Below are 23,048 nucleotides of genomic sequence, written 5' to 3' on the forward strand. Positions count from 1 at the left end.
GCTCGAGACGGAGGAATCGCATGCCGACCTACCAGGCCCCCACCGAAGACACGCTGTTCGTCCTGAACGACCTGCTCGGCTTCGACCGCTACAACAATCTTCCCGGTTTTGCGGACGCGTCGCCCGACGTCGTCGAAGCAATCCTCGGCGAGGCCGGCCGCGTCGCCAGCGAAGTGCTGCAGCCGCTGAACCGGGTCGGCGATCTCGAGGGCTGCACCCGCGCCGCCGACGGTTCGGTGACGACGCCCAAGGGCTTCAAGGCCGCCTACGACACCTTTCGCGAAGGCGGCTGGGGCAGCCTGCCCTTCGATCCCGAATATGGCGGCCAGGGCCTGCCGCACACGCTCGCCACCGCCGTGTCGGAATACATGTCCTCGGCCAACATGGCCTTCGCCATGTATCCGGGCCTGACCGCCGGCGCGATCGCCGCGATCTCGGTTCACGGCTCGAACGAGCAGAAGCAGACCTACCTGCCGAAGATGATCGAGGGCTCGTGGACCGGCACCATGAACCTGACGGAGCCGCATTGCGGCACCGATCTCGGCCTCTTGCGCACCAAGGCGGTGCCGCAGGATGACGGCAGCTACCGCATCTCCGGCCAGAAGATCTTCATCTCCGCCGGCGAACACGACATGGCCGACAACATCGTCCATCTGGTCCTCGCCCGCATCGAGGGCGCGCCGGAGGGCGTGAAGGGCATCTCGCTCTTCATCGTACCGAAATTCGTCCTCGACGCCGACGGCAATCCGGGCGAGCGCAACGGCGTCGTCTGCGGTTCGCTCGAAGAGAAGATGGGCATCCACGGCAACGCCACCTGCGTCATGAACTACGACGACGCGACCGGCTACCTCATCGGCGAGGCCGACAAGGGCCTGCGCGCCATGTTCACGATGATGAACGAGGCGCGGCTCGGCGTCGGCGTCCAGGGCCTGGCGATCTCGGAAGTCGCCTACCAGAACGCCGTCACCTATGCCCGCGAACGCATCCAGGGCCGCTCGCTCGCCGGCGCCAAGGCACCGGAGAAGAAGGCGGACCCGATCATCGTCCATCCGGACATCCGCCGCATCCTGATGACCATCCGGTCGATCAACGAGGCCGGCCGGGCGCTGGTCCTGTGGACCGCGCTGAAGGGCGACCTGTCGCATCGCGCCGAGGAGGAGAAGGATCGCCAGGCCGCCGACGACTGGATGGGCCTGATGACCCCGGTCATCAAGGGTGTCCTGACCGACAAGGGCTTCGACAACGCCGTGATGGCCCAGCAGGTCTATGGCGGCCACGGCTATATCGGCGAATGGGGCATGGAGCAGTTCGTCCGCGACGCCCGCATTGCCCAGATCTACGAGGGCGCCAACGGCATCCAGGCGCTCGACCTCGTCGGCCGCAAGCTCGGCCTGAACGGTGGCCGCGCGGTGCAGTCCTTCTTCGCCGAGGTCGGCCAGTTCTGCGAGGAGAACCGCGCCAACGAGGCGATGGCGCCCTTCACCAAGGCGCTGAAGAAAGGTCTGAACGACCTGCAGCAGGCTACCATGTGGCTGATGCAGAACGCCATGGCCAAACCCGACAACGCCGGCGCCGCCTCGACCGACTACATGCATCTCTTCGGCCTCGTCGCCATGGGGTACATGTGGGGCCGCATGGCCAAGGTCGCGCAGGAAAAGATCGCCGCCGGCGCCAATGGCCGCTCGGAGTTCATGGAGAAGAAGCTCCTGACCGCGCGCTTCTACATGGAGCGGGTGATGCCGGAGAGCGCCGCCCATCTGGCGCGCATCTCCACCGGCGCCGATTCCATGATGGCGATGGACGCCGACGCCTTCTAGGCGGCGACCGCCCGGGAGGGCGTCCGGCAGCGGCGGCCATTGCCTTGGCGCTGCCGGGTGGCCATGTCGGAGGCGACCGGACACTGCACCCGTCGCGCCCTGGCGACGGGCCGACCCGGCCCAAACGGCCGGGTCCATGAGGATTTCATCGCGGCATACGGCGCGCCGCCCGCAGGCGGCCTGGGCGCGCGGAACACGGAGGAACATCAATGACCGAAGCCTATATCTACGATCACGTCCGCACGCCCCGCGGCCGCGGCAAGAAGGACGGCGCGCTGCATGAGGTGCCCGCCGTGCGCCTCGGCGCCAAGGTTCTGGAAGCCCTGCGCGACCGCAACGGCATCGACACCCGCACCGTCGACGACATCATCTTCGGCTGCGTCGATCCGGTCGGCGAGGCCGGCTCGGTGATCCCGCGCGCCAGCGCCTTCGAGGCCGGCTACGACTTCGCCGCTCCGGGCATGCAGATCTCGCGCTTCTGCGCCTCCGGTCTCGACGCGGTGAATCTCGGCGCCGCCAAGATCGCCCAGGGCGCCGAGGACATCGTCATCGCCGGCGGCGTGGAATCCATGTCGCGGGTCGGCATGGGCATGTCCGGCGGCGCCTGGATCATGGATCCGTCCGTGGGCATTCCGTCCTATTTCATGCCGCAGGGCGTCTCGGCCGACCTGATCGCCACCAAATACGGCTTTTCGCGCGACGACGTCGACGCCTATGCCGTCGAGAGCCAGAAGCGTGCCGGCAAGGCTTGGGAAGAGGGCCGCTTTGCCAAGTCCGTCGTCCCGGTCAAGGACCAGAACGGTCTGACCATCCTCGACCGTGACGAGCACATGCGCCCGTCCACCGACATGCAGTCGCTCGGCAGCCTCAACGCCTCCTTCGCCATGCATGGCGAGATGGGCGGCTACGACGCCGTCGGCATCCAGGCCCATCCCGAGATCGAGGGGGTCAATCACGTCCATCACGCCGGCAATTCCTCCGGCATCGTCGATGGCGCCGGCGCCGTCCTGCTCGGCTCCAAGGCCGGCGGCGAGGCCCTCGGCGTCAAGCCGCGCGCCCGCATCAAGGCCTTCGCCAATATCGGCTCCGATCCGGCGCTGATGCTCACCGGCCCGGTCGACGTGACGGAAAAGCTCCTGAAGCGCGCCGGCATGACCATCGGCGACATCGACCTGTTCGAGCTGAACGAAGCCTTCGCGGCCGTCGTCCTGCGCTACATGCAGGCCTTCGACATCGACCATGACAAGATCAACGTGAATGGCGGCGCCATCGCCATGGGCCATCCGCTCGGCGCCACCGGCGCGATGATCTTCGGCACGGTGCTCGACGAGCTCGAGCGTCAGGGCAAGCAGACCGCGCTGGTCACCCTGTGCATCGGCGCCGGCATGGGCACCGCCACGATCATCGAGCGGGTCTGAGGCGACATGCTGCCGGGGCTGGGGTCAGGCGACGTGCTGGACACCGATCTCATGCGGATGCACCGCGAGCGCCGGCAGCGTCTCGAAGGCCGGCTTGGCGAAGTAGTAGCCCTGGAACAGGGTGACGCCAGCCGCCTTCAGCGCCGCGAACTCGGCCGCCGTCTCGACGCCCTCGGCCAGCACCGTGATGTCGAGCTCGCGGGCGACAAACAGGGTCGCCGCGAGGATCGCCTGGCGGGCGCGGCTGGTGTCGATGCCGCGCACGAGATGCATGTCGATCTTGATCAGGTCGGGCTGGAAATCGGCGAGGAGGCCCAGCCCGGCATAGCCGGCGCCGAAATCGTCGAGGGCCGTGATGAAGCCCATCTTGCGGTACTCGGCGATGATGTTCTGCAGATGCGCGACGTCGGTCATCTGCTCGCTCTCGGTGAACTCGAACATGATCGAGGTCAGCGGGAAGCTGCTCTTGCGGGCGGCCGCAAGGGTCGCGCGCAGGCAGGCGGACGGCTCGTAGACGGCGTTGGGCAGGAAGTTGATCGACAGATGCGGCAGCTCGCCGGCGGGGAACAGCTGCGACGCCAGCGAGATCGCCTTCACCCGGCAGGCCTGGTCGAAGCGGTATTTCTGGTCGGCCGAGACCTGCGACAGAATGTTGTAGGCGCCCTCCCCGTTGAGGCCCCGCACCAGGGCCTCGTAGCCCCAGACCCGCTCCGACGCGATGTCGAGGATGGGCTGGAAGGCCATGGAGAACTGGAAGTCCAGCGGGCGGGAAGTCTGGCAGCCGGGGCAGGCGGTTTCGGACATGGGCAGCAACTCGTCGGTGCGTATGAAGGCCCGTATTGTAAGGGTCGAGTGGTTTAACAACCCTGAAAGTTTCACACCCCTGCCGGTGGCAACGCCTTGGCGGGACATGGAAAATGATAGACGGCAAGCGTCCGATCTGGGAGCGAATTGATGAACAGCGAGAACTTCACCATCGAGATCGACGGCGACGGCCTGGCCCTTGTCACTTGGGACATGCCCGGTCGCTCGATGAACGTCTTCACCCAGGAGGTCACGGGTGAGTTCGACGCAATGGTCGACGAGATGGTCGCCGACGCGGCGGTCAAGGGCGTCGTCATCACCTCCGGCAAGACCGGCTCCTTCACCGGCGGCGCCGACCTGAAGATGCTCTCCGGCATGTTCGAGAGCTTCGAGGCGAAGAAGCGCGAGAACCCCGACGAGGCGATCCGCGAGCTCTTCGACGGCGCCGGCCGCATGTCCTGGATCTGGCGCAAGCTGGAGACCTGCGGCAAGCCCTTCGTCGCGGCGATCAACGGCACCTGCATGGGCGGCGGCTTCGAACTGGCGCTCGCTTGCCACGGCCGTGTCGCCACCACCAGCGCCAAGATGGGCCTGCCCGAGGTCAAGGTCGGCATCTTCCCCGGCGCCGGCGGCACCCAGCGCGTACCGCGTCTGACTGACACCCAGAGCGCCCTGCAGATGCTGCTCAAGGGCTCCACCCTGACCGCCGACAAGGCCAAGGGCATGAAGCTGATCGACGCGGTCGTGTCGCAGGACGAGCTCGTCGCCACGGCCAAGGAGATGCTGAAGTCGGGCCTCTCGGCGGTGAAGCCGTGGGACCAGAAGGGCTTCAAGCTGCCCTCCGGCCCGGTCTACTCGCCGCAGGGTGCACAGGTCTGGCCGGCGGTCGCCTCGCTCTACCGCAAGGAGACCAACGACAATTATCCCGGTGCCCGCGCCATCGTGAAATGCGTCTATGAGGGACTTCTCGTCCCCATGGACACCGCGCTGACCATCGAGCAGCGCTACTTCACCGAGGTCCTGCAGACGACCGAGGCGGCGATGATGATCCGCTCGCTCTTCGTCTCCATGCAGGAACTCAACAAAGGCGCCCGCCGGCCGAAGAACGTGCCAGCCAGCGATCTGAAGACGGTCGGCATCATCGGCGCCGGCTTCATGGGCGCCGGCATCGCCTATGTCGCGGCCCAGGGCGGCCTCGACGTCGTCCTCATCGACCGCGACCAGGAGGCCACCGACAAGGGCAAGGCGCATTCGCGCAAGCTGATGGAAGGCCTCGTCTCCAAGGGCCGCGCCACCAAGGAACAGGCCGAGGCCGTGCTGGCGAAGATCACCGCCACGCCGGACTATGACGCTCTGAAGAATGCCGACCTCGTCGTCGAGGCAGTGTTCGAGGACCGCGACGTGAAGGCCGAGGTGACGAAGAAGGTCGCCGCCGTCCTGCGCAAGGATGCGATCTACGCGTCCAACACCTCCACCATCCCGATCACCAGCCTGGCCGAGGCCTTCGAGGACCAGGAGCGCTTCATCGGCATCCACTTCTTCTCGCCGGTCGACCGGATGATGCTGACCGAGGTGATCCTCGGCGAGAAGACCGGCGACAAGGCCCTGGCCGTCGCGCTGGACTTTGTGCGGGCCATCAAGAAGACGCCGATCGTCGTCAACGATACCCGCGGCTTCTTCGCCAATCGCTGCGTGCTCCGCTACATGTCGGAAGCCTACGACATGCTGGTCGAGGGCGTGCCCCCGGCGATGATCGAGAATGCCGCCAAGTTCGCCGGCATGCCGGTCGGCCCGCTCGCCCTCAACGACGAGACCGCGGTCGATCTGTCGCTGAAGATCATGAAGGCGACCATGCGCGACATGGGCGAGGATTCGGTCGATCCGCGCCACTTCAAGCTGGTCGAGCAGATGAACGGCGACGGCCGGCTCGGCCGCAAGGCGGGCAAGGGCTTCTACGACTATCCGGCCAAGCCCGCCAAGAAGTCGCTGTGGCCCGGCCTGAAGGACATGTTCGAGCAGCAGCCGGCCGACCAGATCGACTTCGAGGAGCTCAAGCAACGCTTCCTCGCCACCATGGCGCTGGAAGCGGCGCGCACCATGGAGGAAGGCGTCGTCGTCGACCCGCGCGAGGCCGATGTCGGCTCGATTCTCGGCTTCGGCTACGCGCCCTATACCGGCGGCACGATCAGCTACATCGACGGCATGGGCACCAAGGCCTTCGTCGCGCTCTGCGAGAAGCTGGCCGCCAAGCATGGCGAGCGCTTCGAGCCGACGCCGCTGCTGCGCGAGATGGCGAAGACCGGTGAAACCTTCTACGGGCGCTTCCCGCCGGAAGGCTCGAAGGCCGAAGCCGCCTGATCAGGCTTCCTGCAAGGCCAGCCAGACATGGGGGAGGACCGGAACCGGTTCTCCCCCTTTTTCTTGCGCGCGAGCGGCGAATGCTTTTCATTCAGTGACGAAACGGTTTGCAACGCCGAACGGCCATAATTTAAAGCTTTAAGACAAGACGAGGGACGTTCGCACCGACGCGCCAGCCATGGCGCGCAGAAATTTGCGGCAGGCGCGCCCCGGAGCTGCCATCGGCGCCCGGCGCGGCACGCGGCCGACGAGGAGAAGCAGGATGACGAGGGGGCCGCGCAATCGACATCGGCCGAGCGAGGAGGCGATCCGCAGGCGCCTCGTCGAGCGTCGTTCGGATTACGATCGCCGGCAGGCCGATACTGGCTGGGTCGACCGTCTGGTCCAGGGCAGGCAGCCGAGCGGACGGCTGTCGAACCGCGGCCGGCCGCCCGGCTTCTTCACCCGCCTGCGGCGGCGGCCCATCACCGCCTATATTCTGGCGACGATCGCCTCGGTGGCCATCGTCGCCGCGCTGACGCCGACGCTCCTGCGCACGAGCACTCCGGCCGGCAACGCCCCGCAGGTCTCGCAGTCGACGCCCGCGGCATCCGACGACGCGGCCATCGCCCGGCGCATGGCCGATGCCATGACGCCGGTGGCCGAACGGGTCGCCTCGGCCGAGACCGGCGGTCGCCTGCGCCCCGCCATCGCCGCGATGCCCGAAACCGTCGCCCGCCCCCCGGCCATGAGCGAGGCCGCCGTGGCCGCAGCACTTAATCTGCGCCTGCCGCCGGATGCGGCCCAACTTATCGCAGCCGTCGAGAATCCCGATTATCTGAGCACGACCGGCAGCGTCGGCCCGATCATCGCCGACGCCGACAGCATCGAACCGCCACGCCCCGGCGCGATCGATCTGGACACCGTCGCGCCGCTCGGGCCGATCGTCCCGCAGGTCCCGACAGCGCAGACGCCGCCGTCGACCGATTCCGCCCCCCTCACCGTCGAGGAAGCCCTGCGCGGCACCACCCCCGCGGTCCCTGTCGACGGCGCCCCCGCGCAGGAGGAGCTCGCGGCCGCACAGCCTGAGGACGGCCCGGGCGGCATCGTCACGGCCAGCGTCAACATGCGGGCCAAGCCGGAGAACAACGCGACCATCGTCGCCGTCCTGGAAAAGGGCATGGCGGTCACCGTCATCGCCTGCACCTCCTGGTGCGAGGTCTCGGCGAATGGCCAGCGCGGCTTCGTCTTCCGCGATTTCGTCGACCAGCGCGGCTGATAGGCCAGCCCATGCCCGGTCACGGGCATGGCGACCATTGGCAATGCGGCCCCGGCCTCAGCAGATGGTGACGTTGACGGCGAGCCCGCCCATCGCGGTTTCCTTGTACTTCTCGCTCATGTCGTTGCCGGTCTGGCGCATCGTCTCGATGACATTGTCCAGCGAGACGAAATGCGTGCCGTCGCCTTTCAGGGCCAGGCGCGCGGCGTTGATCGCCTTCACCGCGCCCATCGTGTTGCGCTCGATGCAGGGGATCTGCACGAGCCCGCCGATCGGGTCGCAGGTCAGGCCGAGATTGTGCTCCATGGCGATCTCGGCGGCGTTCTCCACCTGTCGCGGCGTCCCGCCGAGGACGGCGCAAAGACCGGCCGCCGCCATCGAGCAGGCGACGCCAACCTCGCCCTGGCAGCCCATCTCGGCCGCCGAGATCGAGGCGTTCTGCTTGTAGAGCGCACCGATCGCCGCGGATGTCGCCATGAAGGTGATGACGCCGTCGTCCGTCGCGCCGTGCACGAAGCGCTCGTAATAGGCCAGCACCGCCGGGATGACGCCGGCCGCCCCGTTGGTCGGCGCGGTGACGACCCGGCCGCCGGCGGCGTTCTCCTCGTTCACGGCCAGCGCGTAGAGATTGACCCAGTCGAGCGTCGTCAGCGGATCGCGCAGCGCCTTTTCCGGCTTTCGCAGAAGCTCGTTGTGGAGCTGCTTGGCCCTCCGACGCACGTTCAGCCCGCCCGGCAGGATGCCGTCCATCCGGCAGCCGCGCTCGATGGAATCGAGCATCGCATCGCGAATGCCCAGAATGCCGTCGCGGATCTCGGCCCGCGAGCGCCAGGTCTCCTCGTTGGCGAGCACCGCCTCCCCGATCGACAGGCCATGCGCCTCGCACAGCGCCAGAAGCTCGTCGCCGGAGCTGAATTCGTAGGGTGCGCGGGCATTGGTCAGCACCGGTGTCTCTCCGGCAGCGTCTTCTGCCGACATCACGAAACCGCCGCCAACGGAGTAATAGTCCGCCCTGTCGATCTCCCGGTCCGCCGCGTCGAAGGCGGTGAAGCGCATGCCGTTGGAATGGTGCGGCAGCCGCTCGCGCTTCAGGAAGATCAATTCCTCGCCGTCGCGAAACGGCACGCGTTGGCCGCGGTCGAGCTGCAGCTCGCCCTTGTCGCGGATATAGGCGAACAGGTCCTCCGCATCGTCGGGGTCGAGCGTGTCGGGCTGCAGGCCGGCCAGGCCGAGCATCACCGCCTTGTCGGTGCCGTGGCCCGTGCCGGTGAGCGCCAGCGAACCGTAGAGATGCACGACGACCCGCGCCGTCTCGCCCTTCAGCCCGCGATCGTCGAGCCGGTCGAGAAAGCGGCGCGCCGCCCACATCGGCCCCACCGTGTGGGACGATGACGGCCCGATCCCGATCTTGAACAGCTCGAACAGGCTGATGGACATGCGGCCTCCCCCTCAACCTCGCAAAAAGAGACTGCTTTGGCCGGCCATGCAAGCCGTCAGGCGGGATGCTTGTGCTTGCGCCGGAACAGGCCGCGCTTCTCCGCCGTGGGGGCGGGATCGCGCCGCGAGCTCTTGCCCAGCGTGTCGGCGACCCGGGCGCCGCGTTCACCGATCGGCCTGGGCGGGTCGTTTACCGTGTCGTGCGCCGTCTGGTGCTCCATCTCGGCATTGATCTCGGCGCCGATGATGAAGATCAGCGAGGAAATCCACACCCACATCATGAAGCCGATGACGGCGCCGAGCGAGCCGTACATGGCGTTGTAATTGGCGAAGTTCTGCAGGTACCAGGAGAAGCCGAGCGAGGCGAGCAGCCAGACGACGGCCGCCAGGAGCGCGCCCGAGACCACCCATTTCCAGCGGGCGCGCCGGCGGCTGGGCCCATACCGATAGATCATCGCGATGGCGACGACGATCAGCCCGAAGACCACCGGCCAGCGCATCGCCGCAATCATCATCTCCGAAAAGCTCTGCAGGCCGAAGACGGCCATGACCACCGGAACGACGCCGACGGTGACGATCAGCACGATGCCGATGAAGATCGCGCCGAGGGTGAAGCAGAAAGCGACGAGGTTCAGCTTGAAGAAGCTGCGCTGCTCGCGCTCGCCATAGGCGACGTTCATCGCCTCGAACAGGGTCTTGATGCCGTTGTTGGCGCTCCACAGCGCAAACAGCAGGCCGCTGACGAAGCCCAGCGACAGCGACGAGGAATCCTGGCTCACCAGGCGCGCCAGCTGCGATTCCAGGAGCTCGGTGCCGGCCGTCGGCAGGAACTGGCCGATGAAGGCGATATGTTCGCCGATCGAGACCGGGTCGGCGACGAAGCCGTAGAGCGAGACGAAGACGGCGAAGGCCGGAAACAGCGCCAGCAGCAGGTAGAAGGTCGCGCCGGCGGCGATCAGCATGACGCGATCGTCGAAGAACGAGGCGTAGATGCGCAGGCTGATGTCCTTCCACCCCTTCCAGGGGATCGACATCGGTCCGCCGGCGCTGCGGCCGCGCCCCGGCTCGCTGGCCCGGCGGCGGGTTTCCTCGCTGGTATGCGCCGCGAACTTCAGATCCATGCCGTCATTCCGTCCCTGCCATCGCATGCCGCCGCGATACGCCGCGCGTCGGCAGCCCCGTCCATAAGGCTGGAAGAGCATATGGCACCAACCATGGCCGCTGCCCAGCGGCGCACGGACGCGCAAAGGCAGACCTAGCTGCTTCCGAAGAATTTGACGCTACGATATGGACAGCGGCACGATGGCGCTTTAAGACCGGTCAGAGGTATTTATTCCTCTGACGCAGACCGGGCTTCGCACACGATGTTTTCCCATGACCGGATATGGCTGGCGATCGACGCCCTGGCGACCCGCCACCGGATGTCGCCCTCCGGCCTCGCCCGGCGCGCCGGCCTCGATCCGACGACCTTCAACAAGTCCAAGCGCAATGCCAGTGACGGACGCCCGCGCTGGCCCTCGACCGAATCCATCGCCAAGGTCATCGCCGCGACCGACACCAGCATCGAGGAATTCGCCGCGCTGATGCGCGGCGAAACGCCGGGCGGTCCCCGCTCGCCCAGCCCCGCCATGAGCGTGCCGCTGCTCGGCTTTGCCGAGGCCGGTGGCGGCGGCTTCTTCGACGATTCCGGATTTCCGGCCGGCCAGGGCTGGGACGAGATCGCCCTGCCCTCGACCGGCGACGAGACGGTCTATGCCCTCGAGGTATCGGGCCAGTCGATGATGCCGCTCTACCGCGATGGCGACATCCTCATCGTCTCCCCGGCCGCCGCCGTCCGGCGCGGTGACCGGGTCGTGGTGCGCACCCGCGAAGGCGAGGTGATGGCCAAGATCCTGCAGCGCCAGACCAGCCGCACCATCGAGCTGGCGTCGACCAATCCGGATTTCCCCGACCGCCAGTTCCAGATGGACGAGGTGGAATGGATGGCGCGCATCCTGTGGGCCAGCCAGTGATCCTGCAGCCGCGTCCCGGCGGCGGGACGAGCCGGCCCTGCGCGGGATCGGCGGTCGTCGGCGCGTGATCCGCACACTGCTCGCAGCCCTCGGCCTTGCGGCGCTGGCCGCTCTCCTCTTTTGGCTGTTGCCGTCCCCCGACGAACTGCAGGAGCCGGCCCGCATTGTCCCGTCGGCGGCGGAGCAATCGGCCGAACCGGCAGCGCCCTCCGCTCCCGGGGCGCCCGAGCCGGCACGCGCCCCGAACGACGACGGCCTAGCGCCCCGCCTCGGCCGGAACGTCACGCCCGACGGCATCACCAGCGGCCCCGCGACGGACGGCCCGCTGCGCCGCCTGCCGCCGCGCGCGCCCGACCCGTCGCCGCAGCAAGCCACCGAGCCCGAAAACGCCGAAACCCGGCAGATCCTGTTGCCCCGCCCGATCGCGCGCGACACCGCGCATCTCACAATCGGCCGCGGCACGATCGCCCTGCCCGGCATCGCCGCGCTCCCGCTGGAACGCAGTTGCGGCGAGGGCGCGAACGCCTGGCCCTGCGGCATGCGGGCGCGCACAGAGCTGCGCAATTACCTGCGCTCGCGCTCGATCCGCTGCGAGGTCCCGGAGGATTTCGGCGAGCGCGACGAGACAATCACCAGCGCCTGCACGCTGCGCGGCGACGATGTCGGGGCATGGATCGTGCGCAATGGCTGGGCCGAGGCGGCGCCCGGCGGTCCCTATCAGGACGCCGAGGCCGAAGCCCGGCGCGAGAAGCGCGGCATCTGGCGATAGACGGCGGCGAACGCCCGCCACCGGTTTGTTCGCGTGGGGACGGGGCCGGGCGTCAGGCGCCCGAAGCCAGCCGGCCTTCCAGTGCGTCGCGGATCAGGGCGCGGGTTTCAGCAAGGCCGTAAAGCGCCGCGAAGGAGCCGAAACGCGGACCTTTTTCCTGTCCGATCAGGATCTGGTAGAGCGCCTGGAACCACTCGCCGGAGACGCCCGGCCCGCCCTGCGGCCCCGACTTCTTGTGGTCCTGATACCGCTCGATCGGCCGGGCGACGTCCAGCAGCGCGTTCTGGATCGCCTCGCCATCGGCATCGGCCGGCAGCGCCGCAAAGGCGGCATCGAGCGATTCCAGCGCCTCGCGCTCGACCGCGTCAGGGGCCCGGAACGTCTTCGCCGGCCGGACGAAATCCTCGTAATAGCGCAGCGCATAGCCGACGAGCTGGTCGAGTTCGGGATCGGTCTCGGCGGTCACCCCCGGCGCGTAGCGGGTGATGAAGCCCCACAGGGTCGACGCATTCGACGCGTTGGAGGCCGAAACGAGGTTGATCAGCATGGCGAAGGGCACCGGCACGCCCTTGGCCGGCGGCGTTCCGTTGTGGATGTGCCAGACCGGGTTCTGCAACTGCTGGCGCAGTTCCTGGCGCTGATAGGCGGAGACGAACTGGTAGTAGTCGTCCACCGCCTTCGGGATCACGTCGAAGAACAGCCGCTTGGCCGCGCGCGGCTTGCCGAACATGTAGAAGGCCAGGCTCTGCGGCGAGGCATAGGACAGCCATTCGTCGATGGTCAGGCCGTTGCCCTTCGACTTGGAGATCTTCTGCCCGCTCTGGTCGAGGAAGAGTTCGTAATTGAACCCCTCCGGCGGCGCCGAGCCCATCGCCCGGCAGATCTTCGACGACAAGGTGACGGAATCGATCAGGTCCTTGCCGGCCATCTCGTAGTCGACGCCGAGCGCCGCCCAGCGCATGGCCCAGTCGGCCTTCCACTGGCACTTCACTGCGCCGCCGGTCACCGTGGTCTCGATCCGCTCGCCGGTCTCCGGGTCGAGATAGGCGATCATGCCGCGCTCGACGTCGCGTTCGACGGTCGGCACCTGCAGGACGATGCCGGTGCGCGGATGGATCGGCAGGAAGGGCGAATAGGTCGCCTGCCGCTCGGCACCGAGCGTCGGCAGGATGATCGCCCGCACCTCGTCATAGGCGGCGAGCATCTTCAGAAGCGTCGCGTCGAAGCGGCCGGAGGCGTAGTAGTCGGTGGCCGAGGCGAATTCGTAGTCGAAGCCGAACCGGTCGAGAAAGGCCCGCAACCGCGCATTGTTGTGGGCGGCAAAGCTCGGATAATCGTCGGAGAACGGGTCGGGCACCCGCGACAGCGGCTTGCCGATATGGGTCGCCAGCATCTCGCGGTTCGGCACGTTGTCCGGCACCTTGCGCAGGCCGTCCATGTCGTCGGAGAAGCACAGGAGCCGCGTCGGCACCGCGCCGTCGGTCAAGACCGTGAAGGCGTGGCGGACCATCGAGGTCCGCGCGACCTCGCCGAAGGTGCCGATATGCGGCAGCCCCGACGGGCCGTAGCCGGTCTGGAACAGGACTTCCGCCGGCATGCCGCTCTTCTCGAAGCGCTTCAGGAGCTTGCGCGCTTCCTCGAAGGGCCAGGCATTCGACGCCATGGCTTCGGTCCGCAAGAGATCGACGTCGACGGTGTCCGGCTGCGGGCTCGGCATGAAGGCATTCCTCGAAAATCCGGGTCCCGGGCGTCCGCGCGCACTGCGAAGGGGACGCGCAGATTGCCGGGGGACCGTCAGGTGCCGCCCGGTCTAGAAAGAAGCCGGCGGCGCGTCAACAAAAGCCGCCCGCGCCGAATGACGGCTTGTTGCAGCCGCCCCGGGTGCATAGCTTGCCGAGGGTAGCCCTGAAGCAAGGAAGGCAGACAATGTCGGATCTCGGACCGCGCGAAGCCCTGGTTCATCTCATGGTGTCGATGGCCGCGGCGGATGGCGCGATCAGCGACCACGAGCTGCGGGAACTGCAGGCCATCCTCGACACTCTGCCGGTCTTCGAAGGTTTCGACCGGGGCCGGCTGAACGGCATTTCCGAGCGCTGCAGCCATATTCTCGAACAGGAAGACGGGCTGCAGACGATCATCGACAACCTGATGTCGGCGCTGCCGCAAAAGCTGTACGAAACGGCCTATGCGCTGGCGATCGAGGTTGCCGCCTCCGACGTCCACGCCAGCCAGCCGGAACTGCGCTTCCTGGAAATGCTGCGCGACGCCTTCGAGCTCGACCGGCTGACCGCGGGCGCGATCGAGCATTCCGCCCGGGTGCGCTACCGGCGCCTCTAGCGGCGCGCCGTCAAAAGGCGCTGACCGGGAAGTAGCGCAGCAGCAATTCGGAAAACCGCTTGCTCTCGACGAGCTGGCCGATCGCGTAGTCGAAGGCCCGGGCGAGTTCCTCGTCCTTCGGCGCCACGGCGATCGACAGTCCTTCGCCCAGAAAGCGGTCCGACAGGAACGGTCCGCCGGAGAACCCGCAGCAATCCTCGGCGGCGTTGCTCTCCAGCCAGAAGGACAGGCCGACGCCGTCGCCGAAATGGGCGGCGACCTCGCCCTTGCGCAAAGCGGCAAGTCCGTCGTCGCGGGTAGGATACAGCCGCCGGTCAATCTGCGGAAAGAAGCTGCGCAGCATGGCCGCATGGGCGCCGCCCTCGGCAACGCCCACCGGCTTGCCGGCCAACGTGTCGGCGACCGGCTCCTTCACCGGCGCCTCCTTGGTGGTCACGAAGCGTGCCGGGTACCGGAAATAGGGTTCGGTGAAGGCGAGCTCGCGCCGGGTGTCGGGGGTCATCGACAGGCCGGCAACGATCGCCTCGCCGTCGCCGCGCTGAAGTGCGGGCACCAGGTCGCGAAACGCCATCGCCTCGATCTGACAGCGCGGCAGGATATCCAGCTCCTCGCAGATCGCCCGGACGAGATCGACATTGAACCCCGCCAGCCGGCCACGCCGGTCGAGGAAGTTGAACGGCGGGTAGTTGGTCGTCGTCAGGAAGCGGATGCGCGTGCGCGCGCCGAGATCGGGCTTGGTCATGCGCTGGCGCTGGTCGAAGAAATTCGGCGTCGCCACCTGGGCCTTCACGGTTGCGGCGCCGGTCACCACATCCCCGAGGAATCCAGCGGCGGACACGAGTATTCCAACCAGCAACAACCCTGACGCGAAACATACCCGCATAGATTTCTTTCCCTTGCGTCATCACTCGCGCACGATGCAACCGGGTGCCGGCCGGCGCCCCGGCACTTCATCCTGGAGCGGGTCGTTTGCGTGCGTGACGATCAGACCGATCCTCGAACGGCTTATGCGGCGGGACCTTATGGCCCGCAACCGGCCATACGCAAGAATGCCCGCTTCACGCGTCCGAAACCGCTCGATACTCCGTTGCAACCGCCGGGCGGCGCCCGCTTCGCCGGAGGCGTCACCGGCCGCGTGATCGCCCGGCTGGGCCTGACCGCGGAAGCCCTCGGACGCGCCCGCCGCGCGGCAGCCGAGAACCGGACCGACCTCGCCGCCGAACTGATCGCCGGCCGGCACGTGACCGCCGATCGCCTCACACGCCTGATGGCGGAGGCGCTGGATCTGCCCCACGAGCCCATCGGCCCGGACGAGCGGATCATCGGCCTTCGCGATCTCCAGCCTGCCGGGTCTCCGCGCCTTCTGAAGACTTGCGGCGCGGATCTGGAGACCAAGCTGTTCCTGCGCCCGCGCCTTGAAGATCTCGACCGGGTCGCCGCACTGCTCGCCCTGCAGCCGGACGTCCGACGCAGAGCGCGCTTGACCACTGAGGCCGACATCGGCGCGGCCCTGGCGTCCCGCAGCGCCGCGCGGCGCATAGAGGATGCCACGCTCAGCCTCGCCCGGAGCGCGCCGCGCCACTCGGCCCGGACCGTCGTCGAGGCCGGCCAGGCAGCGATACTGGCCTTTGCCGCCTGCGCCGTTCTCGCCGCCTTCGCTATGGCCCCGTCCGCAACCGCTGCGGTCCTGCATCCGCTGTTCGGCATCGCCTTTGCCGCCTGTCTCGCCATCCGCATCGTCGCGGCGCTGCCGGCCCCTCCCAAGCCCAAGCCGAACGCGGATATGGAGACAGGCCCCCTGCCCGTCTATTCGGTCCTCGTCGCGCTGTATCAGGAGACGGGGGTGATCGAGCGCCTCGTTGCGTCCCTGTCGCGTCTCGACTGGCCAACCAGCCGCATCGAGATCAAGCTGGTCTGCGAAGCCGACGATCCGGCGACCATCGCCGAGGCGCGCCGCGCCACGGCCGGACTGCCGCAGTTCGAGATCGTCGCCGTGCCGCCCGGCGAGCCGCGCACCAAGCCGAAGGCGCTGAACTTCGTCCTGCCGCTCTGCCGCGGCGAGTTCATCGCGCTCTACGACGCCGAGGACGAGCCGGACCCCGGCCAGTTGCGCGAGGCCTTCCACAGCTTCCGGAGCGGCCCCGGTGACCTCGCCTGCCTGCAGGCGCCGCTCGTCGTGCGCAACGGCCAGCAGAACTGGCTGGCCGGCCTGTTCGCGCTGGAATATGCGGCGCTGTTCCGGCGGCTGCTGCCGTGGCTTGCGCGCCATCGCCTGCCGATGCCGCTGGGCGGCACCTCGAACCATTTCCGCCGCCATTGCCTGACGGCGGTGGGCGGGTGGGATTCCCACAATGTCACCGAGGACGCCGATCTCGGCATGCGGCTGTATCGCGAAGGCTGGGCGATCGGCACGCTGACACGGCCGACGCTGGAAGATGCCCCCGAGCGCTGGCCGGTCTGGTATCGCCAACGCACGCGCTGGACGAAGGGGTGGCTGCAGACCTGGTTGGTCCACATGCGTCAGCCGCTCAGGCTGTGGCGCGAACTCGGCCCGGTTAGCTTCGCGGTGTTCCAGATGCTGTTCGTCGGCATGCTGGCCTCGGCGCTGATCCAGCCGGTGTTTCTCGTTCTGGTGCTGTCGACACTGGTGTCGGCGCTGAATCACGGCCTGCCCAGCGGCCTCGCCGGCCTGATCTTCGCGCTCGACCTGTTCAACGCGACCGGCGGCTTCATCGCCTTTATCGCGCTGTCACTGCCGGCGCTGCAGCGGGAGGAACGCGCCGCCTTGCCGAAATATTACGCGCTCGTTCATCTCTACTGGCTGCTGATCGCGCTCGCGTCGCTGCGCGCGGTGGTCCAACTCGCGCGCGATCCCCACCGCTGGGAGAAGACCCATCACGATATCCGCGCCCGGGCCGACCTCTGCGACCAGCGCTACCGCACCGAACCGCATTTCAGCGCCAGCTAGGCGTCTCTGCCCCTGCGTGTGAAAGGTCCCGTGGGCGGGCCTCTCTCAACGCAAGACGGGCGGCCATACCGACCACCCGTCTCTTGAAAGTCGCCTGCGCCGACCCGGCGGTCGCACCGCCGGATGGCGTCAGTGCCCCTTGAGGCCATCCCGCAGGCGCTGAGCCTGGATGGCTGCGCGGGCATACTGTTCCCAGGCGGAGCGGACAGCCATCAGATTGACGTTCATTGCCTCGGCAAGGCTTTCGAGTTCATCGAGCTTGGCCGCGCTCTTGGTGAACTTTCCGGCCAGATCGCCGCTCACGTCGCCCTTGCGCGCGCTTTCGATCATCCCGGCGAGACTGCGGCCGTGTTCCTCGATCTCCGGCAGGATCCGCGTCAGCGCCTGGTTCAGGCGGAGCCGTTCGGCTTCCGCCGTCTCGAGCTGGGGACGTAGCTGCTCCATCAGCCGCGCCGCGTTGCGGCATTCGCGGCCGTGCCGGTCGAGATCACGGCCGAGCCCGGTGAAACCACCCTCGATGCGGCGCGGCAACCGCGGCACCGGTTCGTCCATAATCAGCGGCGGTCCCGACAGCACATTCGACGCCGCACTCGGCTTGTCGCTGCGATCAGCGAAGTCTCTCGACAGTTCCTCGGTGAGAAAGTCGCTCATATCTGGGGTGGTATCCTTGGCTGCCGTCATCGTGGACATGCTATTCTCCCGCAATGCCGCTGGATTGCTTGTTGATGATTAAATATGCACGGCTGCGAGCGGCCGGCCACCGTTTTGTTAACGGATGGTTAAGACTTGCAGGCGCTTAGCCCTCGAAGATGACGCAACGACCTCTCGGGGACGCCCTGCGACATTCCCCGTTATCCCCACTTGTCCACCGGAAACTGCAGGCCGCCCCGCAGTCATCCGGCGATTCCCCATGCTAGGCTCGCGCCATGAAGGACAGACGCGATTCCCGTTCCGTGCCGGTCACGGCAGCGCCGCTGACAGCGGCGACGATCGACCACCTCGAAGCCTGCGCGAGCGGGCTTTGGGAGCATGCGCGGGATTTCGACCGCTGGGGCCTGGCGCTCGACGCCGAGGCGACCCGCAGCCAGGCGATCGCCTGCCGCGTCGAGGCGATCATCGCCCGCGCCACGGCCGGAGCGACGGATCATCTGCAGGCGTCCTGACCCGACTGGCCGAGGCCGCGATCGTCTCGCCTGAGACTGTTTACGACGAATCCAGTTTAGCCGGTCTTCGCCGCGCAATGCGCAGCGGAGCGAGGGGCGCAGGCGAGTCGCGGCCGTGTCACCGTGTTTCCCGCACCCGCGCCCGTACCCACGATCGGCACCGCACCAACACCGCGCGGCTCCGCGGCTTATAGCCTGCTCTACCCCACGTTGCTCTTCAGCACCTTCCCGCGGCCCCAACCAAGCGTGCCAACGACCCGGCATGGTCGGGCCGTCTGAACGTCACTGGCGGAACATAGGCAGTGCCAGGCCCCGGTCAGACGCACAGCGTCGCGGGCACCGGTCAGCCCTCTTCCATCTCCCGCTGCACACTGCCGCCGAGACGCCCTGCGGCCCCGGCCCGACCCCCTCGCGTGACGCGCTCCCGCGCCGAGCGATAGCCGGCAATGCATTCCGCGAACACCACTCCTGATGGGGATAAGGCTCTGTTAAGCAACCGGAACCTATATCGTTAAACATAACTAAGCCCGCCTTACGAGGCCCTCCACATGATCAGTATACGGACCAACGGCGCCGCGATGACGGCGCTTGCCAACCTGCGTTTGCTGCAATCTGCATCGGACGCGAATCAGACTGCGATGGCCACGGGCTACCGGGTCGGCTCGGCCGCCGACAATGCGTCCTACTGGTCGATCGCGACCGGCATGCGTTCGGACGTCAAGGCGCTTGGTGCCGTCGCCGACGCGCTGGGCCTTGGCTCGGCCACGACCGACGTCGCCTACACGTCAATGGTGCAGGTCGGCGACATGCTGGCTGACATCAAGGAGCGGCTGGTGGTCGCCATGGAGCCCGGCGTCGACCGCCAGAAGGTGCAGGCCGAGATCAGCCAGCTTCAGGCCGCGATCGTCGCCACCTCCCAGGCCGCGAGCTTCTCCGGCCAGAACTGGCTCCAGACCAACGTGCCCGACATCTACGAGACGCCGGTGGACCGCCGCTCGACCATGCTGGTCGCCTCGCTGTCGCGATCCAGCACGTCGGGGCTGTCGGTCGGCACGATCGGCGTCGATCTGCAGAAGACGTCCCTGTTCAACGTCGATGGCGGCGGCATGCTGCAGCCCGATCCCCGCAGCCCCAGGAACATTGGTGGCTTGCGTTCGATCGCCGCCGTCTATCCGCCGTCCTATACCCCATCCAACACCGCCAGCTCGGTCGACCGCACCTTCACATTCAGCGGTCCGGTGACCTTCGGCCTCAGCGACACGATGACCTTCACCATGACGGTCGACGCCGACAACCCCGGCACCCCGGGCCTGCCCGGCCCCTATGATCTTGGCCAGGACATCTCCGTCGTCATCGACCGGGCCCTCGTCGACGCCACGACCGGACGGACCGACGGCGTGGTCGCGGACTACCACGAGATGATCCAGGTCCTCGACGCGGCGATCACGGGCAATGAAGTCTCGGTCGGCCATGTCACCGTCTGGAATTCCACGACGCAGACATACGATCTCGTCCCGAACGCCATCAACTTCCGTGACCGCGAGACCAGCGGAAAGCCGGGCGCCTCCTTCGCCATCAAGGATTTCGCCACCACGGCCTCCGGCACGGGCGGTCTTGGCAACACCGCAACGATCTATGGCGAGCGCGCCTCGACCGTCACGCTGGATTTCCAGCCCTTCCGCATCTACCGGGACGTCGAGGTCTCATACTCGCTGACCGCCAACAGCGTTTCGCGGTCCTATCTGATCGACCGCGATCTCGTGGACCGGGTGCTGGGCACCGACGACGGTTGGGTGAACACGGCCGCGGACATGCACGCCATCCTGACGGATCTGAACGACATTCCGGACCTGCTGATCGAGGAGACGGCCGGCGATATCGTCCTGCGCCTCGATCCCGCAGCCAATCGTGAGGCGGGCACCAAGTCACGCATGGTTGTCAGCGGGCTGCAGGTGAACATCGAGCCCCTCACCGCGATCGGCATTCTCGACGTGGACGTGGCCGCCAATCCGAACGCGATCGAGGACTATCTGCAGCAGGTCGACACCATGCAGCAGCGCGTCGTGTCAGGGGCTGCCGTCCTCGGCGCCATCAGCAAGCGGCTGGAGATGCAGACGGAGTTCACCCGGACTGTCACGCAGACGCTGGAACAGGGCATCTCGCGGCTGGTCGACGCGGACATGGAAGAGACCTCGACCCGCTACCGTGCGCTCGAGGCCCAGCGCCAGCTTGCCGTGCAGAGCCTGTCGCTTGCCAATTCGACCCCGGACATCGCCCTCAGCCTGTTCAGATAACCGACGACGCCGGCACCCGACATCCCGAGACGCCAGCCCTCGCGGCTGGCGTTTTGCGTCGCGCGACCCGCTTCATGCGCTCGACGTCCGAAACGACTGCGAAAAAGCAGCCGGCAAGGCCGGAACGATACCGGGACAGGCGCTGATGGGGTTGGAGCGGGCGATGGGGGTCGAACCCACGACATCAAGCTTGGGAAGCTTGCGTTCTACCACTGAACTACGCCCGCGCAGGCGGGACAATGCTCGCCGGACGCTGCCGCGTCAAGATGATTTGCCAGGGCCCCGTGCGATCATCGACGCAAAGCCGCCGGCCCGATGGGCCGGCACCGTGCCCCGGCTTGCAGAGGTTGCCTGGCGCGGCAACGGAGCGAGCGCTAGCTGCGCAGCGCGACGGCCTCGCGGGCGAGTGCGGTGATCGCGTCCCAGTCGCCCGCCTCGACCGCAGCCTTGGGCGCGACCCAGGAGCCGCCGACACAGATGACGTTCGGCAGGGCCAGATAGTCGCGGACATTCTTCATCGAGATGCCGCCGGTCGGGCAGAAGCGCAGGCTCGGAAACACCGGCGAAATCGACTTGAGGAACGCAGCCCCGCCGATCTGTTCGGCCGGGAAGAACTTCAGCACCTCGTAGCCCTCTTCCAGCATCGCCATCAGCTCGCTCGGCGTCGCCGATCCTGGCAGCATCGGCGCTTCGGACGAGCGCGCGGCGTCGAGCAGCTCCATGGTCGCCCCCGGCGACACGATGAACTGCGCGCCGGCCTTGGTTGCGCGGTCGAACTGGCGGGGGGTGAGAACGGTGCCGGCGCCGCACAGCGTCTCCGGGACCTCACTGGCGATCGCCATGATCGCTTCCAGCGCGGCCGGGGTGCGCAGGGTCACCTCGATCGCCTTCAGGCCGCCGGCGGCCAGCGCACGGGCCAGCGCGACGCCCTCGGCGGCGGATTCCACGGCGACCACCGGAACCACCGGCTGCGCGCTCAGCATTTCCAGAAGTCGCTTGCTGTTCTGAGCCATGATGTCTTCCCCGAACCGTACCGCTGTCTTAACGGCGCTCTACAGCATCGCTTCGCCAAGGGAAATGGTTCGGGTCGAAAACCTCGCCGCGGAGACGATCCGCCGGCGCATGACCGCGCTCATGGCAGCCGCGGCGAACGGGCCTTCGCAAAGGCCGTGTCGCTTACCAGCCGCCGTTGAAGGTGCGGTAGAAGATGTGCTTGCCGATCTTGTCGACCCGCTCCATCGCGCCGGCCCAGCGGGGGCGGACGTAATTGGCGTGGTAATGGGTCGCGGAGCCGACCTCGTTGATCCAGATCTCGCCGCGCGTGACCTGTTCGGCGATGCGCTTGGCCTTGGCCCAGGAGCCGCTGTCGGACACGCGGTCGCGCGCGCCGTCGCAGGCAAAGGAGAACTGGCAGCGATTGCGCCAGTTCTTGTTCTGGTAGACGACACCGCAGATCGTGTTCGGGAAGGCCGGGTTGCGGACGCGGTTGAGGATGACCTGCGCCACGGCGGCCTGCCCCATGGTGCTCTCGCCGCGCGCCTCGAAATAGAGGCCGTTGGCAAGGCAGCTCTGCTCCTTCTTCGACATGGTCTCCGCCGGCAGCGGCGTTGCTGCCCAGGCATGGTCCTTGTCGCCGATCGGCGGGATGAAGGCTTCCGGCGTATCCTTGAGGATCGTCTCGAACAGCGAGGAGGTCCGTGCGCTGCCTGTCGACGGCGCGTAACCAAGGGCATTGGTGTCGCCGGCCGAGGGCTTCAGCGAGGCCAGCATGATCTTGTCGTTCGGCGTCAGCGTCTTGGCGCCCGGAATCTTCGGCGGGCCCTGAAGCTGGAAGTTCATGGCGACGGTGATCGCCTCCTTGGTCGTCTGGGTGACCTTGGAGAAGGCGGTGCGGATGCGCTCCTGGCCACCGACGACGCGCGATCCGAGCAGCGACTGGCGCTCGAGGATCGAACCGGCGGAGAAGCCGCGCGGCGGCAGGTTGCTGGCCGGAACGAGGGACAGGACGCGGGCGCCCTTGTCCTCTCGCATGATCCGGGTTTCCTCAGGCGTGACGATCGCCGCCTCGACCCGCGGCGCGGCGACGGCTTCCATTCCCTCGGGCAGCTTCAGCCCGGCCGGGATCGGCTCGCGCAGATCGGATCCGGCAAAGGCGATGGCCGCCGTTTCCGTGGTGCCGATTTTCGATGGAACGAAATAGGCCCGCCACTGGTTTGCATGACCGGAACCGCCGAGAAGGCTGGTCATGTCCTGACGGGCGACCGGGCTGGTCACCATCGCGAGGGAAGCGAAACAGCCAGTGGCCAGAACCACGGCCTTGGCCGCCCGAGCCTTCGACAGTTTCTGCAGGCGTGTCCCCGCGTGCTGTTCAACAGCCGTCATCATTCCCCCATCAAGCCTGCGTCATATAACG

18 protein-coding genes and 1 tRNA gene are annotated in these 23,048 nt (G+C 67.4%); 10 read left to right on the forward strand and 9 right to left on the reverse strand.

Going from position 1 to position 23,048, the window contains the following annotated elements:
- Nucleotides 1-20 precede the first annotated feature (20 nt).
- Nucleotides 21-1,817, forward strand: coding sequence for an acyl-CoA dehydrogenase C-terminal domain-containing protein (locus tag H536_RS0103250; protein ID WP_024349099.1), 1,797 nt, complete (start codon nucleotides 21-23; stop codon nucleotides 1,815-1,817).
- Nucleotides 1,818-2,026: 209 nt separating this feature from the next.
- Nucleotides 2,027-3,235, forward strand: coding sequence for an acetyl-CoA C-acetyltransferase (locus tag H536_RS0103255; protein WP_024349100.1), 1,209 nt, complete (start codon nucleotides 2,027-2,029; stop codon nucleotides 3,233-3,235).
- A 24-nt stretch (nucleotides 3,236-3,259) separates the two neighbouring features.
- Here H536_RS0103255 and H536_RS0103260 read toward each other — a convergent pair whose 3' ends face one another.
- Nucleotides 3,260-4,039 carry an EAL domain-containing protein gene (locus H536_RS0103260; protein WP_024349101.1) on the reverse strand — a complete coding sequence of 260 codons (780 nt, stop codon included), beginning with the start codon at nucleotides 4,037-4,039 and terminating at the stop codon, nucleotides 3,260-3,262.
- 150 nt (nucleotides 4,040-4,189) lie between these two features.
- Here H536_RS0103260 and H536_RS0103265 point away from each other — a divergent pair, with 150 nt between their 5' ends.
- Together H536_RS0103265 and H536_RS0103270 are read left to right on the forward strand one after the other, a co-directional pair.
- On the forward strand, nucleotides 4,190-6,397 hold the full coding sequence (locus H536_RS0103265; protein ID WP_024349102.1) for an FAD-dependent oxidoreductase: 2,208 nt from the start codon (nucleotides 4,190-4,192) through the stop codon (nucleotides 6,395-6,397).
- 262 nt (nucleotides 6,398-6,659) lie between these two features.
- Nucleotides 6,660-7,655: an SH3 domain-containing protein gene (locus H536_RS0103270; RefSeq protein ID WP_024349103.1), complete on the forward strand. Its 996-nt coding sequence runs from the start codon at nucleotides 6,660-6,662 to the stop codon at nucleotides 7,653-7,655.
- Nucleotides 7,656-7,712: 57 nt separating this feature from the next.
- On the opposite strand, the gene H536_RS0103275 is transcribed toward H536_RS0103270, so the two are convergent.
- Together H536_RS0103275 and H536_RS0103280 are read right to left on the reverse strand one after the other, a co-directional pair.
- Nucleotides 7,713-9,092, reverse strand: a complete 1,380-nt coding sequence (locus H536_RS0103275; RefSeq protein WP_024349104.1) for an L-serine ammonia-lyase — start codon at nucleotides 9,090-9,092, stop codon at nucleotides 7,713-7,715.
- Between the two features lie 56 nt (nucleotides 9,093-9,148).
- Nucleotides 9,149-10,213, reverse strand: a complete 1,065-nt coding sequence (locus H536_RS0103280; RefSeq protein WP_024349105.1) for a YihY/virulence factor BrkB family protein — start codon at nucleotides 10,211-10,213, stop codon at nucleotides 9,149-9,151.
- A gap of 243 nt (nucleotides 10,214-10,456) precedes the next feature.
- On the opposite strand from H536_RS0103280, the gene H536_RS0103285 reads away from it, so the two are divergent.
- Both H536_RS0103285 and H536_RS0103290 read left to right on the forward strand, forming a co-directional pair.
- Entirely contained in the window at nucleotides 10,457-11,104 is a 648-nt protein-coding gene (locus H536_RS0103285; RefSeq protein ID WP_024349106.1) for a LexA family transcriptional regulator, read from the forward strand.
- Between the two features lie 64 nt (nucleotides 11,105-11,168).
- On the forward strand, nucleotides 11,169-11,873 hold the full coding sequence (locus H536_RS0103290; protein ID WP_024349107.1) for a thermonuclease family protein: 705 nt from the start codon (nucleotides 11,169-11,171) through the stop codon (nucleotides 11,871-11,873).
- 52 nt (nucleotides 11,874-11,925) lie between these two features.
- Here the strand turns inward: H536_RS0103290 and H536_RS0103295 are convergent, their stop codons facing one another.
- A complete protein-coding gene (locus H536_RS0103295) occupies nucleotides 11,926-13,590 on the reverse strand; it encodes a lysine--tRNA ligase (RefSeq protein ID WP_024349108.1) in 1,665 nt (554 codons plus the stop codon).
- 209 nt (nucleotides 13,591-13,799) lie between these two features.
- Here H536_RS0103295 and H536_RS0103300 point away from each other — a divergent pair, with 209 nt between their 5' ends.
- The gene (locus H536_RS0103300; protein WP_024349109.1) at nucleotides 13,800-14,210 is read left to right on the forward strand and encodes a tellurite resistance TerB family protein; all 411 of its coding nucleotides are present in this window, start codon (nucleotides 13,800-13,802) and stop codon (nucleotides 14,208-14,210) included.
- Nucleotides 14,211-14,220: 10 nt separating this feature from the next.
- Here the strand turns inward: H536_RS0103300 and H536_RS0103305 are convergent, their stop codons facing one another.
- Nucleotides 14,221-15,048, reverse strand: a complete 828-nt coding sequence (locus H536_RS0103305; protein ID WP_244495395.1) for a transporter substrate-binding domain-containing protein — start codon at nucleotides 15,046-15,048, stop codon at nucleotides 14,221-14,223.
- 249 nt (nucleotides 15,049-15,297) lie between these two features.
- Between H536_RS0103305 and H536_RS22365 the strand changes: the two genes are divergently transcribed.
- Entirely contained in the window at nucleotides 15,298-17,178 is a 1,881-nt protein-coding gene (locus H536_RS22365) for a glycosyltransferase family 2 protein (RefSeq protein WP_024349111.1), read from the forward strand.
- A gap of 129 nt (nucleotides 17,179-17,307) precedes the next feature.
- On the opposite strand, the gene H536_RS0103315 is transcribed toward H536_RS22365, so the two are convergent.
- Complete coding sequence (locus H536_RS0103315) at nucleotides 17,308-17,868, reverse strand: hypothetical protein (protein ID WP_244495394.1); 561 nt, start codon at nucleotides 17,866-17,868, stop codon at nucleotides 17,308-17,310.
- A 236-nt stretch (nucleotides 17,869-18,104) separates the two neighbouring features.
- On the opposite strand from H536_RS0103315, the gene H536_RS0103320 reads away from it, so the two are divergent.
- Complete coding sequence (locus H536_RS0103320; protein WP_024349113.1) at nucleotides 18,105-18,341, forward strand: hypothetical protein; 237 nt, start codon at nucleotides 18,105-18,107, stop codon at nucleotides 18,339-18,341.
- A 548-nt stretch (nucleotides 18,342-18,889) separates the two neighbouring features.
- Nucleotides 18,890-20,635, forward strand: coding sequence for a flagellin N-terminal helical domain-containing protein (locus tag H536_RS0103325; RefSeq protein WP_024349114.1), 1,746 nt, complete (start codon nucleotides 18,890-18,892; stop codon nucleotides 20,633-20,635).
- Nucleotides 20,636-20,787: 152 nt separating this feature from the next.
- Here the strand turns inward: H536_RS0103325 and H536_RS0103330 are convergent.
- The 3 genes from H536_RS0103330 to H536_RS0103340 form a co-directional block, all read right to left on the reverse strand.
- Nucleotides 20,788-20,862 (reverse strand) — tRNA-Gly (locus H536_RS0103330).
- A gap of 147 nt (nucleotides 20,863-21,009) precedes the next feature.
- Nucleotides 21,010-21,648, reverse strand: coding sequence for a 2-dehydro-3-deoxy-phosphogluconate aldolase (locus H536_RS0103335; RefSeq protein WP_009208474.1), 639 nt, complete (start codon nucleotides 21,646-21,648; stop codon nucleotides 21,010-21,012).
- Between the two features lie 163 nt (nucleotides 21,649-21,811).
- Nucleotides 21,812-23,020, reverse strand: a complete 1,209-nt coding sequence (locus H536_RS0103340) for a cell wall hydrolase (protein WP_024349115.1) — start codon at nucleotides 23,018-23,020, stop codon at nucleotides 21,812-21,814.
- Between the last annotated feature and the right edge of the window lie 28 nt (nucleotides 23,021-23,048).

The organism is Aurantimonas coralicida DSM 14790 (assembly GCF_000421645.1).
In the GTDB taxonomy this organism is placed as follows: Bacteria; Pseudomonadota; Alphaproteobacteria; order Rhizobiales; family Rhizobiaceae; genus Aurantimonas; species Aurantimonas coralicida.

Coding starts and splice junctions, on each gene's coding strand:
- H536_RS0103250 (WP_024349099.1), top strand. CDS start 21: ATGCCGACCTACCAGGCCCCCACCGAAGACACGCTGTTCGTCCTGAAC.
- H536_RS0103275 (WP_024349104.1), bottom strand. CDS start 9,092: ATGTCCATCAGCCTGTTCGAGCTGTTCAAGATCGGGATCGGGCCGTCA.
- H536_RS0103260 (WP_024349101.1), bottom strand. CDS start 4,039: ATGTCCGAAACCGCCTGCCCCGGCTGCCAGACTTCCCGCCCGCTGGAC.
- H536_RS0103265 (WP_024349102.1), top strand. CDS start 4,190: ATGAACAGCGAGAACTTCACCATCGAGATCGACGGCGACGGCCTGGCC.
- H536_RS0103295 (WP_024349108.1), bottom strand. CDS start 13,590: ATGCCGAGCCCGCAGCCGGACACCGTCGACGTCGATCTCTTGCGGACC.
- H536_RS0103340 (WP_024349115.1), bottom strand. CDS start 23,020: ATGATGACGGCTGTTGAACAGCACGCGGGGACACGCCTGCAGAAACTG.
- H536_RS0103335 (WP_009208474.1), bottom strand. CDS start 21,648: ATGGCTCAGAACAGCAAGCGACTTCTGGAAATGCTGAGCGCGCAGCCG.
- H536_RS0103280 (WP_024349105.1), bottom strand. CDS start 10,213: ATGGATCTGAAGTTCGCGGCGCATACCAGCGAGGAAACCCGCCGCCGG.
- H536_RS0103270 (WP_024349103.1), top strand. CDS start 6,660: ATGACGAGGGGGCCGCGCAATCGACATCGGCCGAGCGAGGAGGCGATC.
- H536_RS0103325 (WP_024349114.1), top strand. CDS start 18,890: ATGATCAGTATACGGACCAACGGCGCCGCGATGACGGCGCTTGCCAAC.
- H536_RS0103315 (WP_244495394.1), bottom strand. CDS start 17,868: ATGTCCACGATGACGGCAGCCAAGGATACCACCCCAGATATGAGCGAC.
- H536_RS0103320 (WP_024349113.1), top strand. CDS start 18,105: ATGAAGGACAGACGCGATTCCCGTTCCGTGCCGGTCACGGCAGCGCCG.
- H536_RS0103285 (WP_024349106.1), top strand. CDS start 10,457: ATGTTTTCCCATGACCGGATATGGCTGGCGATCGACGCCCTGGCGACC.
- H536_RS0103300 (WP_024349109.1), top strand. CDS start 13,800: ATGTCGGATCTCGGACCGCGCGAAGCCCTGGTTCATCTCATGGTGTCG.
- H536_RS0103255 (WP_024349100.1), top strand. CDS start 2,027: ATGACCGAAGCCTATATCTACGATCACGTCCGCACGCCCCGCGGCCGC.